Genomic DNA, 14,570 nt, shown 5'->3' with positions numbered 1-14,570 from the left:
GACGAAACACCCGCACACCCTGCCACCGCACCGGCCGCCCCCGAATCGGCACCCGAGGCGCCAGCCACACCGCCGATGCCCACGGCCCCGCCCCGCAAGCCCCTCCGCCCGCTCACCGCCGGCCTCATCGGACTCGCCATCGGCGCAGGACTGATGGGCGGTATCTGGGCCATCACCGCCAGCAGCGCCGCCGGAAGCCCCGGCAGCTTCACCCTCGAAGGCGAGTTCACACTCCTCGAAGACGCCTCCGAAACTGGCAGCGGTTGCGAAGGAACCGGCGGATACGACGACATCGCCGAAGGCGCCTCCGTCACCGTCTACGGAGCAGACGGAGACGTCATCGCCACAGGCTCCCTCGGCGACAGCGAAATCATCACCTTCGGTACCTGCAAGTTCGGCGTTGCGGTCGAAGACGTGCCCAAGGATGAGAAGTTCTACAAGGTCGAGGTCTCCCACCGCGGCACCGTCCAGCTGAGCGCGGAAGAGGCAGAGAATGGGGAGTTCTCCGCCAGCCTCGGCTAGCCAGACACGCCAGTGCTCCGGCCTGATTCCCCGGCCACGGGACATCTCCGCGGGAGCGGTGGTGTCCCGTGGCCGGCCGACTGGGATCGCGTCCTCGACAAGTCCTATCCGCGCGCGGAGGTGTCCCGTTCTTATCGTGCACGCTGCTACCGCACCGACCGTCCTCTCCGCGCGAGCGGACCCAAGCCGGGCCGGAACAGACAGGCCAGTCGGCGCCACTTCAGCCGGACGGTTCCTGCGTGCGATACGCCGTCACCAGGAGTGTGTCGGCGGCGCGCGGCCCCGGTCCGCCGGGTAGCACCTCGGTAGTAATCCGGGTGAACCCGGCCTCGTCAAGGAGCTCGGTCCACACGTGCTCCTGGAGCACCCAGCGGCGTATGACGGCCGCCGTGCCGTCCGGTGTCTTCCCGCCGATCTCGGTGTGCTGCACGTCGGGGTGGGCGGGCGTGCCGCCGAGGTGATGAGCGAGGGTGGAAAACACCAGCCGTCCACCCGGGCGCAGCGCACTCACCGCTGCGGGCAGCAAGTCGCGCGGCTCGGTGAAGTCGACGGCGCCGGAGACGCTGTAAAGCACGTCATAGGTGTCGGTGCTGGCCCTGAGGTGGGCGGGCACGTCGCAAAGGGCCAGGCGCAGCCGTGGGGCGAGGTGGCCGTACAGGTTGCAGGCCATGGCGTGCTGAGCGGGCGAGGCATCGATGGCGACGATGCCGGCGGGGTGGTGGTGGACGGCCAGGTGGGACGCCTGCCGGGCCGCCCCAGCTCCGAGATCGCCTACATAACGGCCGGCGAGGTCGCCGAGGAGTTCCGCTCCGGGTCCGCTGTCCTGGCCCCAGGTCCAGTGGAATTCGCTGGGCACGGCACGGTCGGTGGTGTGCCGGGTGCGGCCGTAGTGGTGCCAGAGGTCTGCGGTGCGGGTCACCCGGTCCATCCTGGCGGGTGCCGTCGATCGCGGGGCAGGTTCAGTCGAATCCCACCCGGAATTATCATGCATGCCCCCAGTGGATGCTTTGGGATTGCGCGGTGACCCGGACTGCGGCCTTTTGAACCGTCGGAGTTCCGGCGGCATGCCAGCGGCCCAGGTGGTCCTCGATGGCGTCCCAGGGGGGTTGAGGACCGCCCTGCCGGACGATCCAGCGACCATTCTCTTCGTAGAGCGCGGCCCACGATCCGGACATGGCATCGATCAGGACGTCCTCGTCTTGCTCGCCGTGCCGCAGTTGCATGTGCTGTGCCTGGGGCGCGGCGAACTGTGCGACAAAACGGGTGGTCCAGTCAGTGAGGACGTCGGCCCCGATGAGGGCTTCGCGTTCGTTGCCGGCACTGAGGTCGGGAAGCAGTCCGATGGGCGGCGGCAGATGGGGGCGGGCGAGCATAAAGCTGACCTGTCCGCTCAGTACTGGCCCAGATGCAGTGCCGTCTTCGTGGACGGTCAGGCGGACCAGTTCGGATGCGTTGAGCCAGCCGCCGATGGTCGTCAGGATGTGCCCGCCGGGCTGGGTCTGTTCGAGCCAGGTCGCGGGCACGGTGTGTACAGCGCAGGTGGCGATGATCCGGTCGTAGGGTGCGCCGTGCTCGTGGCCAGCAAGACCGTCGCCAGTCAGCAGAGTGGGAAAGGTGCCGAGTCGGCTGAGAGCGTCTCGAGCTTGCTGGGCGACCCCCTCGTCGTATTCGATCGAGGTGACGTGGTCATCGCCCAGGCGCGCGCAGAGCACGGCGGTGGAGTAGCCGGTTCCGGTGCCGATCTCCAGCACGTTCATGTCCGGCTCTACGAGGAGGTCCTCCAGCATGCGCAGTACCAGCGAGGGGAGCGTGCTGGAGCTGGTGGGTTCGCGCATGATCTCGCCGTGGATATTGGCTGGTCTGATCGTGCCAGCGATCTGTGTGACCAAGGATTCGTCGGCGTAACAGGCGGAGAGCCAGCCATCCTGATCCTGAAGTACGGGGGCCCAGGCGGTGGGCGACGTGTGGGGCACTGCGCGGAAGAAGCCAGTGCGCAGGAACTCGTGCCTGGGCACGGCCTCAGCGGCCTTCTTCCACGGGTCCGTGCGTAGGGATCCGACGGCCGTCACGGCGTCGATGAGCTGCCTCAGGAGTGGTTCGTAGTCGCTCACGATTTCCTTTCCAGTAGATCGGCCAGGGCTGCGCACATGGGCAGTCCGGTCTCGTTCTGTAGCCAGTACCACTGGCCGGAGGGGTTGCATTCCAGGAACCACCATTGGCCTTCGGCGTCGAGAGCGAAGTCGAAGGCGCCGAAGATCAGTCCGAAGTGGTCGAGGTAGTCGTGAAGTGCGATCTCGATCTGCTCAGGGGCGGATACGGGGGTGTAGGACAGGTGGCTGTAGTCGGTGCGCCAGTCCAACAGATCGGAGTCGATCCGAACGCTGAAGGTGTGAAGTCCGATCGCTGTCACGCGGACGTCCGCTGTCTTGGGTACGCGCTGTTGGAAAAGGTGGGCAGTGCCAGACACCCGGTCGTCGATGTCTCCGGCAGCCGCCTCGGCAATCTCGACGGTGCAGGAGACGTCGTCGACGTGATAGGCGGGATTGTGCAAGGGCTTGTAGATCACCGGGCCGTGGCGCTCGATGAAGGTCCTGGCAGCCTCAGGTTGGGAGGTGATGAGAGTAGGCGGAACCTGGAGGCCGACCTGCACCGCAGCGGCGAGGCCGGCCGGTTTGAATTCAGCGTCGCCAATGCGGTGAGGGTGGTTCACATACAGGCAGTCAGGGAGCGAGGCGATCACACCGCCGAGGCCGTATCGGGCTTGGGTGATGGCGAACCGCGCGTCCTGATCTTCGAGGTGAGGGAAGGCGAAGCCGGTTGGGCGGCGGTAGTAGAGCGCGCGGACGTGGGCCAGCTCGGCACTGCGCGTCGGGGTGCTGATGCGTCCCTGGATGCCGTTTTGAGTAATCTCTGCCTCCACCGACAGCGATGCGGGGAAGTCTCCCGAGTCGAACCGCACGACTGGGATATCCCGGTCGTGGAGCTCATTGATCACCACGTCGGCTGTGGGGTCATAAAGGCTGGTTACGACCAGCACAGGACGCTGATCGCTCATTGGTCGTTGTCACTGCCTGTGTCGCTGTCTTGAGTGGAGCCGTTGCCGTCGGGGCTGGTTCCCGTGGCCGGACTGGTGCCGGTGCTGGTGCCGTGGCCGGGCATCTCCATCACCCGGCCCGAGCCATCGAAGAATATGGCGGTTTGGGTGACCGGGTTCAGCTCTACCTGTGTGTATTCGGGAGCCGATGTCGGGTACGGCGCCATGCGACTGATGCCCCACGGCTCCGGGGTGTTGATGCCCTGCGGGATGGCTGCGCTTGTGGGCAGACGGTCGGAATGTACAAACATCGCGTCTCCTATGTGTGTGGCACGGGCACGTAAAGGTCTTGATGCGTAGAGGTGGAGGCGGCTCCGCACGGTACGCAGTGCCAGACAGGTGAGCGGGCCTCGCTGCCGGAGCGTAGGGAGGGGCCGGCCCCTGTGTTATGTCTGGCGGATGAACTGGCCTTTTGCTGGTGGCCCGACGTTCTGACCATCGCCTCGCGCTGCTTGCAGCATCTGCTACAGCCGCGCTCCTAGGTCCCTGATTAGGCGTCATGTCACTTACCACTCAAGCACCTGTACCCCTGTGGATTCGACGCCAGAGCAATGCAAGAACGATGTAAGTCGGTCCAGGCAAGTGAGCGTTAGCCTAGGCCGGGCATGAAATGAGGAGGAGCGCGGTACCGTTGCCGCGCCCTTCCACTTCGCGGACTCCGGAGCCCGGCATGACCGACCCTCGCAGAGCGCTCCCCAATACCGTGCTGCGTCAGGTGCGCGAGCTGGACTTCCAGATGAGCCGAATGGAGTTCGCTTCGGCGGTCCGCAAGGCTGGCGAGGAGCTGGGCGAGCACGTCGGGTGCCAGACCCGATTAGTGGCAGCCTGGGAAGACGGGGAGGTCGACTGTCCTCGCGCCGTCTACCGGCGGATCCTTACCCAGATGACCGGCCGCAGCATGGCACAACTGGGTTTTCGTACCAGCCCGGCGCCCTCTGCAGCCACGGTAGATACCGTGACCGTGCCACGGGAGGAGAGTGATCCGGTGGAGCGGCGTGACTTCCTGCTCGACGGCGCGGGCGTCGCCCTCGGGCTGCCGTTCGGCGCTGACGACACATCTCCGGGAAAGATCGGCGCCACCCACGTACGCGCCGTTACCCGGGCCGTGTCCATGCTGTACGAGCAGGACCACGACCACGGTTCGGCGATGCTGCGGCAGGCCGCCTCACGGGCCCTGCACACCGCTTACCAGTGGTTACAGACCGGCACGTACACGGGGAAGACCGAGCGGAAACTCCGCTCGGCGGTCGGCGCTCTGTCGATCGCCGCCGGATGGTTGTCGTACGACTCCGGCCGCCCGGGTGACGCTCACTCGCTGTACGGCGAGGCACTCGCGGCCGCGCGGATCGCCGATGACCCGGAACTGGAGAGCCATGCATTCGGCTGCCTGAGCCTGCTGGCCAAGGCCCAGGGACGGCCGCGTGAGGCGGTCGCCGCCGCGCAGGGTGCGCAAACTGTCGCCCGCCACATCGGTTCCGCCCGGCTGTTGTCCCTGTTCCACATGCGTGAGGCCGGAGGCTGGGCACTCGCTGGTGACGCCAGCGCGACGGATCGGGCGATCGTGAAGTCCCATCGTCTGTATGCCCAGGGGCCCAGCGATGCAGACCCGGCATGGCTGGGCTTCTTCGCACCCGGCGAACTCGCCGGGTTGGAGTCCCTGGCCCGGGCTGATCTCGGACAGCACGAACGCGCCGCGGCCGGGGCCGAGCAGGCCGTCATGCTACACGGGGGGACATTTGCGAGGAATTCTGCTCTGTACACCGCCGACGTAGCCATCCAGCATGCCGTGAGGGGCAGGCCCGAGCCGGAGGCCGCCGCCGAGGCCGCAGGCAAGGTCTTGGAATTTCTCCCCGAAGTGCGCTCCGACCGGCTATTGCAAGCGCTTCACAATGTTGCGGGTGCACTCCAGCGGCACAACCGCGTCCCTGCGGTCGCAGACTGGATCGAGGAGTACCGCACCATCACCGCCACCGCAGGAGGACGGGCGTGAGCACCCCCAGCACCCACTCAGACGTCGTGATCCGCACCTACGGACCCGGCCAGGTCGCACCGCTGATCGACACGGTCGCCGACCTCTGGGCCGACGCCCACCCCGAGATCGTGGACACCCCTGGCGCCGCCACTGACGGCCTGTCCGTACCCGCGCTGCGCCGTCAGGTCCTCGGACATGTCCACCACCACAGGGAGGGATTCACACTGGTCGCGGCGTACGCGCACGGCGCCATGGTCGGCTTCGGGTACGCCTTTCCCTGCACGCCGGAGTACTGGTTCGGCAGCGAACTGCTGCCCCAGATCCCTGAACCTGTCCGCGCCGGTCGTCTGATGGGGCTGTGCGAGCTTGCGGTCACCCCAGCCTGGCAGGGCCGAGGCATCGGTACCCGTCTACACGCCGCACTCGTCACATCGATCAACCCGGAGTGGTCCTCTCTGCTGGTACGTCCCGACAACGCCAGCGGGCGCTCGCTGTATGACAGGCTCGGCTACCAGGACGCCGGCCCGTACCGCAACGAACCCGACGGACCGGTCTATGACCTTCTGCTCCTCCGGGTTGAATCTGCTGAGGGTTTGCCGGAACCAAGACGCTGATTTCACTTGGGAGTTGCCCGGGGCAAGTGTGTTAGCAGAGCGGACTCCTTCTGCAGCGTGTTGCCAATCAGTCGGCGCAGACGCAATAACCATCTCGGGGCAGCTTCACTGCCAGGTGTCGGACTTCGTAGTTCAGCAAGCAGCGACATGGGTCGCCTCGCTCGTTGGGGCTCGACCAGCACAGACAGCGCGGGTCGCAGCCCCCGGCCTGCACGAGTGATCAATCTGACGCCGTTGTGTCCCAGCGCCCCGTTGCCGACCCCTGTCGCCAGCCGATGCTGACGCCCATTCAAATGCGGCACAACGACTCAGCTTGGCCGTCAGGAGCCACGGCTTGTTTCCCGGGAAGCCCTGAACCTGCCATTTCCGCAACCGTGATCACGCCGCGCCAAACGCAGTGGAGGTCAAGGCCGTAGCCCGGAAGGGGCATCGTTATGGCAGGACAGCGCGGGCGTCAAACAGAGTCTCTTACCAAGGAGCGAACTGCGGGCGGGCCATCGCGCGCCTTCAGGCTACTACCTCGAATTCCACTTACATCGTTCTTGCATCGCGCTGGCGTCGCAGCCGCCGCTGGCCTGCTGGTTGCTTTGTCCCCACGTGACGACCGACCAGGGAGGCGCCGTGGCAAGCGCGGCGGTAGGAGAGCAGTACCGGTCTTCGGACCACACCAGCAACGTGATGGACACGCGGCTCGCGATCGCCCCTCGCTCCTGTGACGCTCCACCCCGCGTACAGGATGCTTACCAGGTCGGGGTCATGCGCCGGGCCGTGGCAGCCAAACTCAGGTGCTACGGCCTGAACATGCTCATCGACGAAGTGCTGCTCATCGTCTCGGAGCTGCTGACGAATGCAGTCCTGCACAGTGGCACCCGCCAGGTCACTCTGAGCCTTCACCTCGAGCACGGCGTCCTGCGCATTGCCGTCGCCGACGGTATGCCGGGCCGCGCTCCGCGCAAGGACGTTGACGGCGAGGCCGAATCGGGGCGTGGTCTGGCTCTGGTCGATGCCTTGGTCCATGAGAACGGCGGCAGGTGGGGAACCAGCCGCGACGGTTCGGAGACCTGGTGCAGCCTCGTCGTACTGCCAGAGCAACCGTGACCACCCGAACATCGCATCGTCAGTCGGCCGCAGGCGAGGCCTTGGTCCCCAAAATGATCGCGGTCTGTTCGACGAGGTCAGCGAATGCGTTCATCGCGCCGTTGGTGAGCGTGGTCGCCCTGCTCGACGTGACGCTACGGGCCGCATGGGTATACCCGTTCGGCCCCGCGCCGCGCGTCAAGCTGCTCAGACCTGGCGATGCCGTGAACCTCTGCACTGCGGCCGGAGAACTGCTCCGGCTGCCAGGCAGGCAAGACCCCGGCGCGGGGCCGACTACCCGACCGTCCCCCCACGGCCGCGTATCTGTCCCGCGCCGGTTCTCCCAGCAATGCACTCGACGTCAAGGAGGCGCACGATGACGATCGCTCCCGAAGTTTTCACCAAGCCGGCCGCGTCGGAGTTCCTCGAGCTGGAGATCACCGGCAGGTGTCAGCTGACCTGTCCCTCCCTGTGCTACGCCGAGGCCGGCCCGACCGAGGACCACGGCAGTTTGACCGCCGACGACTGGAAGCAGATCATCAGCGAGGCTGCCGAGATCGGTGTAAAGAAGGTCCAGTTCATCGGCGGCGAGCCGACGATGCACCCGCAGTTCGAGGCCCTGGTGCACCGCGCTTTAGCGCTCGGGCTCGAGGTGCAGGTCTACAGCAATCTGTACCGGGTGAAATGGGCGCACTGGGATCTGTTCGCGCACCCGAGAGTGTGTCTGGCGACGTCGTACTACAGCGACATCGCTGAGGAACACGACCGCGTGACCGGCCGCAAGGGCTCGCACGGCGCGACCCGCGCGAAAATCGTCCAAGCCATCGACCGGGGCATCCCACTCCAGGTCGGCATCGTCGAGGTGTTCGAAGGACAGCGTACGACCGCGGCCCGCAAGGAGCTGTTGGGCCTCGGCGTCCGCGCGGTGAACACCGACCGTGTCCGCAGCATCGGCCGCGGCGAGGTCCACGTCCCGAGCACCGCCGACTTGTGCGGCCGCTGCGCGAAGGGCCGGGCCGCCGTCGTGGCCAATGGCACCGTCACCCCGTGCGTCCTCGGTCGGTTCCTTCCCACGGGGAACGCGAAGGACGACGGGCTTGCCGCAGTGTTCGGCGGTTGGCAGTGGGCGGCCACCGCTGCCCGCATCCCGGCACGAACAGCTTCGGCGTGCCCGCCTGACGATTCCGGTGACTGCGACCCCGCAAACACCGAAGCCTGCGACCCTGCTTACTAGGACGAAAGGGCTGTGTAGCGATGAAGTGGCTCCCGCAGGCCCGGCGCCTGGCCCACGAGGTCGTGCGGCCGGAATCCCGCCGGCACTCCGCCGTGGCCGGCGTGCCGCGCCACTCGTTCGTACCCCGATGGTGGGAGCAGGACGGCGAGACGTGGCATCTGCGCACCGGTGCCGATGACCCCGCCGCCTGGTTGCAGGCGGCCTATCGTGATCAGACGCTGGTGACCCAGGTCGACGCCTGCCACGCCGACACCACCAGCAACAGGGTCGTCGACGGCAAACCGGCCTCCTCGTCGACACTGCCGAGCCTTGTCGTGCGGATGTACCGGCACGCGATGATCGCTGACGGCGACCAGCTCCTGGTGACCACGGGCACCGGCTACGGCACCGCCCTGGTGTGCGCTCGGCTCGGCGACGCGAAGGTAACCAGCGTGGACATCGACGAAAACCTGGTAAAGCTCGCGGAAGAGCGGCTCGCGGTCCTCGACGCCCGCCCCCGCATGGAAGTCTGCGACATCACCGGGCCGCTGCCGGGCGAGTACGACCGGATCGTGTCCACCGTGTCCGTACGGCCCGTGCCGGTCTCCTGGCTCAGGGCGCTGCGGCCGGGCGGCCGGTTCGTGACGACGATTGCCGGCACGGGCCTGATCCTCACCGCGGACAAGACCGCGGACGGCGGCGCCACGGGCCGCATCGAGTGGGACCGGGCCGGGTTCATGCGCGCGCACCACGGCGGCGTCTACGAACACCTGCCGGAAGGCATCTGGAAACAGTCGGCACACGGGCAGGGAGAGGAAACCTCCACCAGCCGGTATCCGCTGCTGTATCCGCCGGACGCGTGGGACGTCATGTCGATGCTGGAGCTGAAACTTCCCGGCATCGACTACCGGCGCAGCCAGGACGGAGACACCCGCACAGTGTGGCTGCTGCACCCCGACGGTTCCTGGGCCCGCGCCACCGCGCACGGGTTCCTCGAGTCGCCCATCGTGCACGAGAGCGGTTCCCGTCGGCTGTGGGCGGAACTGGACCGAATCCGTAACCGCCTCAACCGCGAAGGCGCCCTCCCCATCTACGGCGCCCAGGTCAGCATCACCCCTGACGGGATGGCCACCCTGACCCGTGGATCCTGGCAGACCGTTCTGTAGCCGCCGGACGGAGAAAAGCACGAGGGCTCGTCCCTCTTTCCGCGCTTGTCCCGCTCACGCCGACGACCAGGTCATGCCGGCCAATGCCACACGAATGCCTCACCAGCGCATCAAATCTGCTCAGCGAACACGGTAGTCCGATCGGTTGGGGTGAAGTCTCGATTCCCCACAGCGAGAACCACGACCGATGTTGCAGGACGTCTCTTTCGCTGCCGGGCCCAGAAAGCGCGCAGACAGGCTGCCAGTTCGTAGCGGATCTGCTGAGCCCTGTACTCGTGCTCACCAACCTCGGCGTGATCGTGGCCAGGACTGTGCAGGCCATCCGCCCAGCCCGCTGACGCGCCCAGCCAACACGCGTACCCCCTGCTGGAACTGATGACGAGGAACCCATGCCTTCCCTCCAGCCCACCGCCCGTCGTCGCAGACACGGCCGCCGCTCCCGGACAGAGCGCTACCTCCTCGACGAGGTAGTCGGCGTCCTGCACGCCCCGTTCGCCTGCATGGCCGTTCTGGCGTGCCTCACCGCAGCCATCACCTGGGCTCTCGGGCTCACCGCCCCGCAGGTTGCCCTGTGCCTGGCCGGCAGCGTCCTCATCACCGCAATCGTCGGCGTCCTCCGCGCGCACGCCGTGGCGGCCTCGCTCCAGCTCAAACGTGACGCCGAGTTACAGCTGGTCGCTCAAGCCGCAGGCGCTGCTGAACAGACCATGATCTGGACGGCAGATGAGCTCTGCCGAGGATCCCGGCCGGCACTCCCGCCAGACCCCCAGCGAGCCGCCGACGACCCGCTGGAAAGCGTCTTCGAACTGATCGGGAACCTCCAAGTGCAGGGGGCGGGTGCCCTGCTGCGGGTGCACGACGAGTCACAGGCGGCCGTGCTCGTGGAGATGCACCGGACCTTGACGCGACGCCAGCACGCTCTGATCGACGAGATGCTGGAGCACCTGACCAGTTTGCAGGAGGCGACCGAGGACCCGGTGCTTTTACTGTCCCTAACAAAGCCGCTGGACGTGGCGATGGGTGATCAGGCAGACGGCGAGTCCGAGGAACGCTTCGTGGATGTCGTCGCGTCGTTCCCAGCGGATGCGCAGGCGGCGAAAGCCGTGGAGCCAGGCGATCGTGCGCTCGACGACATAGCGGAAAACGCCCAGGCCAGTGCCGTGCGGCTCGCCTCGCTTCGCGATCACGGGGCGGATCCCCCGCTGCCAGAGCAGGCGACGGTACTTGTCGTGGTCGTAACCGCGGTCGGCCAGCAGCGCGTCGGGCCGTCGGCGCGGTCTGCCGGCCCGGCCCGCGACGGCCGGGATCTTGTCCAGCAGAGGCTCGAGTTGGGTGACGTCATTGCGGTTCCCGCCGGTCAGCGACACCGCGAGCGGGATGCCCTGTCCGTCGACGATGAGGTGGTGCTTGCTGCCCGGACGTGCGCGGTCGACCGGGCTGGGTCCGCTTTTGGGCCCCGCCGGGCCGCGCGAACGTGCGAGGAGTCGATCACCGCCCTCGACCAGTCCAGCTGGTCCTTCGACCGCAGCTTCTCCAACAGCAGCACGTGCAGCCGATCCCAGACGCCGGCCTCGTTCCAGGCCGCCAGGCGCCGCCAGCAGGTCATCCCCGAGCCAAAGCCCAGCTCCTGGGGCAGGTACTCCCACTGGATCCCGGTGTGCAGGACGAAGAGGATTCCGCACAGGGCCTGACGGTCCGGCACCCGAGGTCTGCCCTCGACCAGCTTCGGGCCCGGCTCGGGCAGCAACGGCTCGATGAGCGACCAGAGTTCATCCGACACGATCCACGGTCGCGACTGGCGTTTCCCCACGACCAGACCAACGAGCGGACAAGCCAACAGTCACATGATCAACAACTTTTGTTAGAGCCAGTTAGACCGGAGCTTCAGGATCGACCATCTTGCGACGCGTCTGCGGCGCATGGTGGAGAGCGTGTCCGTCGTTCTCGGCGGCCGGTCCCTTCGGGAGACGCGTGCACCCGTACAGGTCAGCACCGTCCTGCGTGGCGCAAAGTCCGAGGTGGTCAAGTACCCGCGCGTGCTCACTGTGCCCGGTGATGTCGGCGCCGCGTTCGCGCTGCCCGCCCAGGTGCACCCCGAAGTGGCGCACCTGCTTGCCGAGTTGATCGACAACGGCCTGGAGCACTCCGACCCGGCGACCAACGTGGTGGTCCGCGCGCAGAAGGTGGCGGCCGGTGTGCTGATCGAGGTCGAGGACCGGGCGACGCTCCTGATGGATCCGGCCCAGCGGGACATGCTGAATCATCTTCTGGCTCACCCGGACCAGGCTGACGTCGCCGCCCAGGTCCGCAACGGACATCTCGGCCTCATCACCACCGCGAAGATCGCTGCGCGGCACGGTCTGAAGGTCTGGCTCGTCATGAACGCGATGGGCGGGACCACCGCCCACGTGATCATCCCCAATCGCTACCTCGTCCCGACACCTCCTGCGGTCGGCACCGTCACCATCTCCGCCGAGCCGGTACCCACCGCCCCACCTATGCATGCCGGAGCCGTGCAGCAACGCGTACGCCCCGCACCGGACAACCGCGGCACGACGGACCGCCTGCCCCGGCGCCAGCGCGTGGACAGGCCCATGCCGCCCGCAGCCACCGCGCCAGCCATGCCCACGCAGGCGGCGAACCCCCGGGCCGCAGCGGACTGGCGCACGAACCTCAACGCCGGGCTGAGCGCCGGTCCCGGCCCCGGCACATCACATCCCTGAACAACCCCTCGTGACCCGACCCCTGATTCGTATGGAGCGAACTGCCATGACCTACGACGTGAACGGCACGACTACTGGTGTGATCTCCGACCTTCCCGCGACCTCCCCCGACGAGGTCAAGGGGCAGATGACGCGCCTGCTCGAACAGTTCGTCGACGACACTCCCGGTGTCACAGACGCCCTGCTGCTCTCGCGCGACGGCATGCAGCAGGTGCGCTGCTCGCACATGGAGGCCGACTGGGCCGACGAGTTGGCTGCGGCGTTCGCGGGAATGGCGGGTCTGGCCGCAGGGGTCTCCGGGCCGATGCGTGCGAAGCTGCCGCCCCAGCAGGTCCTGGTGGAGCGGGATGACGCACTGTTCCTGGTCACCGACGCCGGCGTCGGGCGGGCCTTCAACAAGAGCGGGGGCAGCGTTGCGACAGTGCTGGTGGTACTGGCCCGCGCCGACGCGAACATCGGCACGGTCGCCTACGCCACCGGACGTTTAGTGACGCGGTTCGCGCCGTTCATGACCACCCCCGTCCGCGCCCGCGACGGCCAGAGCGACGGTGCCGCATGAGCCGCCGCCCAGGCCATGCCTCGTTACCGGCCCAGGTCGTGGATGAGACGGCCTCAATCGTGCGGCTGTACGCCGTCACCGACGGCCGCACCCGCCCCCGTCACAGGCTGAGCCTGCACACCGTGCTGGGTCCCGGCCGCCGCAAGCCTCGCCCCGGGCTGGCCGAGGAGAGCGCCCAGATCATCGAGCTGTGCCGGCAGCGGCGGCGTCCGATCGCCGAACTGGCCGGCACCATCGGCCTGCACGTCGCCTCGGTGACGGTCCTGGTCTCCGACCTGATCGACGCGGGCTCTCTGGCCGTGCCCGCGCCGGACCGGGCGGACGGAGAGGGGTCCGACCTCCAAACGCTCCAGGCGTTCAGCGCCGGCCTCAGACGCAAGTGGCCCCATGCGGCCGCGATGGCCGGGTGACGTGCGTGACCCAGCCGCCGCAGCCCGCCGAGCGGGCCGTCCTGAAACTGGTCGTCGCCGGAGGATTCGGCGTCGGCAAGACCACCGCCATCGAATCCATCAGCGACATCCCTCCCCTGCGCACCGAGGAAGTCCTCACCGCCCAGGGCGAGAGCGTCGACAGCCTGCACGGCATCGAGGACAAGACGACCACCACGGTCGCCTTCGACTTCGGCCGGGTCGGCTGGGACGAACCCGAGCCTGTCGAGCTGTACCTGTTCGGCACCCCCGGGCAGCCACGGTTCTGGAGCTTCTGGCACAACATCGCTCAGGGCGCCTTCGGCGCCGTCATCCTGGCCGACACCCGCAGACTCGCCAGCAGCTTCCCCGCGGCCGACTTCTTCGAACAGCTCGGCCTGCCCTTCATCATCGCGATCAATCGGTTCCCCGGGGCCGCCCCGCGCAGCCTTGGCGAGATCCGCGAGGCCTTCGACGTCGACGCCGGAGTGCCGCTGATGTTCTGCGACGCCCGCAAGGCCGATTCCGTCGCCGGAATCCTCCTCGCCCTGGTCCAGCACGTAGTGAACACCGCAACCTCCGACTCCGCACTCCTGGACGCACCATGACCCTCACCCCGCCCCACCAGACCACGCCCGAACCGGCCTCCCCAGCCCCGGTCCCGTCCCTTCACACGGTGCAGCGCCGGATTCAGGTCTTCACCGACGACCCGGCCACAGAACTCACCGAGATGGCCACCCGCCTGTCCCGATTCAACGAGCTGGGCATCCGCCTGGAGGGATCCGAGGTGCTCGACGACATCGCCGTCGACATGGGCGAACGCGCCGGCTTCCTCTACGCCATGGTGAACGCCTTCGGCGAAGAACAGACCTTCCTCGGACTGCGCAACCCGCCGCGCGACGCCGGCTACCCCCTCGTCGGCCGCACGATGAGCCGCGCCCACGGCTACTGCCCCGAGGTCGTCCACCGCAGGCGCGGCCTGCCCCTGCCGAACGTGGCGGCCTCCCCGCGCTTCCAGGGCAACCACGTCGTCGACGCCATCGGCATCCAGTCCTACTTCGGCAGCCCCCTCATCGACGAGACCACCGGCCTCGTACTGGCCACGGTCTGCATCGTCGACCCCGAGCCGCGAACTCTCGCCGACGCAGCGCGGCTTCAGGCCATCGTCAAGGACGGCGCCCGCGCGGCCGCCGCCAAGCTCAAGATGCCCGCCCTCTGACGCA

At 67.6% G+C, this 14,570-nt stretch carries 17 protein-coding genes; 11 read left to right on the top strand and 6 right to left on the bottom strand.

Going from position 1 to position 14,570, the window contains the following annotated elements; all coding sequences use genetic code 11:
* The first annotated feature begins 75 nt into the window (after nucleotides 1–75).
* A complete protein-coding gene (locus OHU34_RS45250; RefSeq protein ID WP_405772738.1) occupies nucleotides 76–522 on the top strand; it encodes a hypothetical protein in 447 nt (148 codons plus the stop codon).
* A gap of 220 nt (nucleotides 523–742) precedes the next feature.
* Here the strand turns inward: OHU34_RS45250 and OHU34_RS45245 are convergent, their stop codons facing one another.
* From OHU34_RS45245 to tgmA, 4 genes are read right to left on the bottom strand one after another with little or no spacing between them, the layout of a single operon-like run.
* Nucleotides 743–1,450 (bottom strand): class I SAM-dependent methyltransferase, encoded by a 708-nt coding sequence (locus tag OHU34_RS45245; RefSeq protein WP_405772736.1) that lies wholly within the window; start codon nucleotides 1,448–1,450, stop codon nucleotides 743–745.
* Between the two features lie 55 nt (nucleotides 1,451–1,505).
* On the bottom strand, nucleotides 1,506–2,633 hold the full coding sequence (gene tgmC / locus OHU34_RS45240) for an ATP-grasp peptide maturase system methyltransferase (protein WP_331733729.1): 1,128 nt from the start codon (nucleotides 2,631–2,633) through the stop codon (nucleotides 1,506–1,508).
* A complete protein-coding gene (tgmB, locus tag OHU34_RS45235) occupies nucleotides 2,630–3,577 on the bottom strand; it encodes an ATP-grasp ribosomal peptide maturase (protein WP_331733727.1) in 948 nt (315 codons plus the stop codon). The genes tgmC and tgmB overlap by 4 nt, the downstream gene beginning before the upstream one ends.
* Nucleotides 3,574–3,867, bottom strand: a complete 294-nt coding sequence (gene tgmA / locus OHU34_RS45230) for a putative ATP-grasp-modified RiPP (RefSeq protein ID WP_331733725.1) — start codon at nucleotides 3,865–3,867, stop codon at nucleotides 3,574–3,576. Before tgmA ends, tgmB begins: the two co-directional genes overlap by 4 nt.
* Before the next feature lie 419 nt (nucleotides 3,868–4,286).
* Between tgmA and OHU34_RS45225 the strand changes: the two genes are divergently transcribed.
* From OHU34_RS45225 to OHU34_RS45205, 5 genes are all read left to right on the top strand, one after another.
* Nucleotides 4,287–5,606: a hypothetical protein gene (locus tag OHU34_RS45225; protein ID WP_331733723.1), complete on the top strand. Its 1,320-nt coding sequence runs from the start codon at nucleotides 4,287–4,289 to the stop codon at nucleotides 5,604–5,606.
* Nucleotides 5,603–6,202: an N-acetyltransferase gene (locus tag OHU34_RS45220; protein WP_331733721.1), complete on the top strand. Its 600-nt coding sequence runs from the start codon at nucleotides 5,603–5,605 to the stop codon at nucleotides 6,200–6,202. The genes OHU34_RS45225 and OHU34_RS45220 overlap by 4 nt, the downstream gene beginning before the upstream one ends.
* 678 nt (nucleotides 6,203–6,880) lie before the next feature.
* Nucleotides 6,881–7,300 carry an ATP-binding protein gene (locus tag OHU34_RS45215; RefSeq protein WP_405772826.1) on the top strand — a complete coding sequence of 140 codons (420 nt, stop codon included), beginning with the start codon at nucleotides 6,881–6,883 and terminating at the stop codon, nucleotides 7,298–7,300.
* A 355-nt stretch (nucleotides 7,301–7,655) separates the two neighbouring features.
* Nucleotides 7,656–8,513: a radical SAM protein gene (locus tag OHU34_RS45210; RefSeq protein WP_331733715.1), complete on the top strand. Its 858-nt coding sequence runs from the start codon at nucleotides 7,656–7,658 to the stop codon at nucleotides 8,511–8,513.
* 20 nt (nucleotides 8,514–8,533) lie between these two features.
* Complete coding sequence (locus OHU34_RS45205) at nucleotides 8,534–9,658, top strand: protein-L-isoaspartate(D-aspartate) O-methyltransferase (RefSeq protein ID WP_331733712.1); 1,125 nt, start codon at nucleotides 8,534–8,536, stop codon at nucleotides 9,656–9,658.
* A gap of 110 nt (nucleotides 9,659–9,768) precedes the next feature.
* Here the strand turns inward: OHU34_RS45205 and OHU34_RS45200 are convergent, their stop codons facing one another.
* Together OHU34_RS45200 and OHU34_RS45195 are read right to left on the bottom strand one after the other, a co-directional pair.
* Nucleotides 9,769–10,284: a hypothetical protein gene (locus tag OHU34_RS45200; protein ID WP_331733709.1), complete on the bottom strand. Its 516-nt coding sequence runs from the start codon at nucleotides 10,282–10,284 to the stop codon at nucleotides 9,769–9,771.
* 366 nt (nucleotides 10,285–10,650) lie between these two features.
* Nucleotides 10,651–11,468 (bottom strand): IS5 family transposase gene (locus tag OHU34_RS45195; protein ID WP_405764611.1). Its coding sequence is split into 2 segments (ribosomal slippage): nucleotides 10,651–11,117 and nucleotides 11,117–11,468, totalling 819 coding nucleotides; the frame shifts between segments, so codons are not numbered across the junction.
* A gap of 121 nt (nucleotides 11,469–11,589) precedes the next feature.
* On the opposite strand from OHU34_RS45195, the gene OHU34_RS45190 reads away from it, so the two are divergent.
* The 5 genes from OHU34_RS45190 to OHU34_RS45170 are packed head-to-tail and all read left to right on the top strand — an operon-like array spanning nucleotide 11,590 to nucleotide 14,566.
* Nucleotides 11,590–12,381, top strand: coding sequence for an ATP-binding protein (locus OHU34_RS45190; RefSeq protein ID WP_331733706.1), 792 nt, complete (start codon nucleotides 11,590–11,592; stop codon nucleotides 12,379–12,381).
* Nucleotides 12,382–12,427: 46 nt separating this feature from the next.
* The gene (locus OHU34_RS45185; RefSeq protein WP_235034763.1) at nucleotides 12,428–12,940 is read left to right on the top strand and encodes a roadblock/LC7 domain-containing protein; all 513 of its coding nucleotides are present in this window, start codon (nucleotides 12,428–12,430) and stop codon (nucleotides 12,938–12,940) included.
* Nucleotides 12,941–12,978: 38 nt separating this feature from the next.
* On the top strand, nucleotides 12,979–13,350 hold the full coding sequence (locus OHU34_RS45180; RefSeq protein ID WP_405772731.1) for a DUF742 domain-containing protein: 372 nt from the start codon (nucleotides 12,979–12,981) through the stop codon (nucleotides 13,348–13,350).
* A gap of 5 nt (nucleotides 13,351–13,355) precedes the next feature.
* Nucleotides 13,356–13,955 (top strand): ATP/GTP-binding protein, encoded by a 600-nt coding sequence (locus OHU34_RS45175; protein WP_331733699.1) that lies wholly within the window; start codon nucleotides 13,356–13,358, stop codon nucleotides 13,953–13,955.
* On the top strand, nucleotides 13,952–14,566 hold the full coding sequence (locus OHU34_RS45170) for a GAF domain-containing protein (RefSeq protein ID WP_331733696.1): 615 nt from the start codon (nucleotides 13,952–13,954) through the stop codon (nucleotides 14,564–14,566). Before OHU34_RS45175 ends, OHU34_RS45170 begins: the two co-directional genes overlap by 4 nt.
* Nucleotides 14,567–14,570 lie beyond the last annotated feature (4 nt).

The sequence above is a fragment of the Streptomyces sp. NBC_00080 genome, from assembly GCF_045041255.1.
Taxonomy (GTDB): domain Bacteria; phylum Actinomycetota; class Actinomycetes; order Streptomycetales; family Streptomycetaceae; genus Streptomyces; species Streptomyces coriariae.
This window is presented reverse-complemented; position numbering and strand designations above follow the sequence as displayed.

Coding starts and splice junctions, on each gene's coding strand:
- OHU34_RS45185 (WP_235034763.1), top strand. CDS start 12,428: ATGACCTACGACGTGAACGGCACGACTACTGGTGTGATCTCCGACCTT.
- OHU34_RS45225 (WP_331733723.1), top strand. CDS start 4,287: ATGACCGACCCTCGCAGAGCGCTCCCCAATACCGTGCTGCGTCAGGTG.
- OHU34_RS45245 (WP_405772736.1), bottom strand. CDS start 1,450: ATGGACCGGGTGACCCGCACCGCAGACCTCTGGCACCACTACGGCCGC.
- tgmB (WP_331733727.1), bottom strand. CDS start 3,577: ATGAGCGATCAGCGTCCTGTGCTGGTCGTAACCAGCCTTTATGACCCC.
- OHU34_RS45205 (WP_331733712.1), top strand. CDS start 8,534: ATGAAGTGGCTCCCGCAGGCCCGGCGCCTGGCCCACGAGGTCGTGCGG.
- OHU34_RS45210 (WP_331733715.1), top strand. CDS start 7,656: ATGACGATCGCTCCCGAAGTTTTCACCAAGCCGGCCGCGTCGGAGTTC.
- tgmA (WP_331733725.1), bottom strand. CDS start 3,867: ATGTTTGTACATTCCGACCGTCTGCCCACAAGCGCAGCCATCCCGCAG.
- OHU34_RS45215 (WP_405772826.1), top strand. CDS start 6,881: ATGGACACGCGGCTCGCGATCGCCCCTCGCTCCTGTGACGCTCCACCC.
- OHU34_RS45250 (WP_405772738.1), top strand. CDS start 76: ATGCCCACGGCCCCGCCCCGCAAGCCCCTCCGCCCGCTCACCGCCGGC.
- OHU34_RS45170 (WP_331733696.1), top strand. CDS start 13,952: ATGACCCTCACCCCGCCCCACCAGACCACGCCCGAACCGGCCTCCCCA.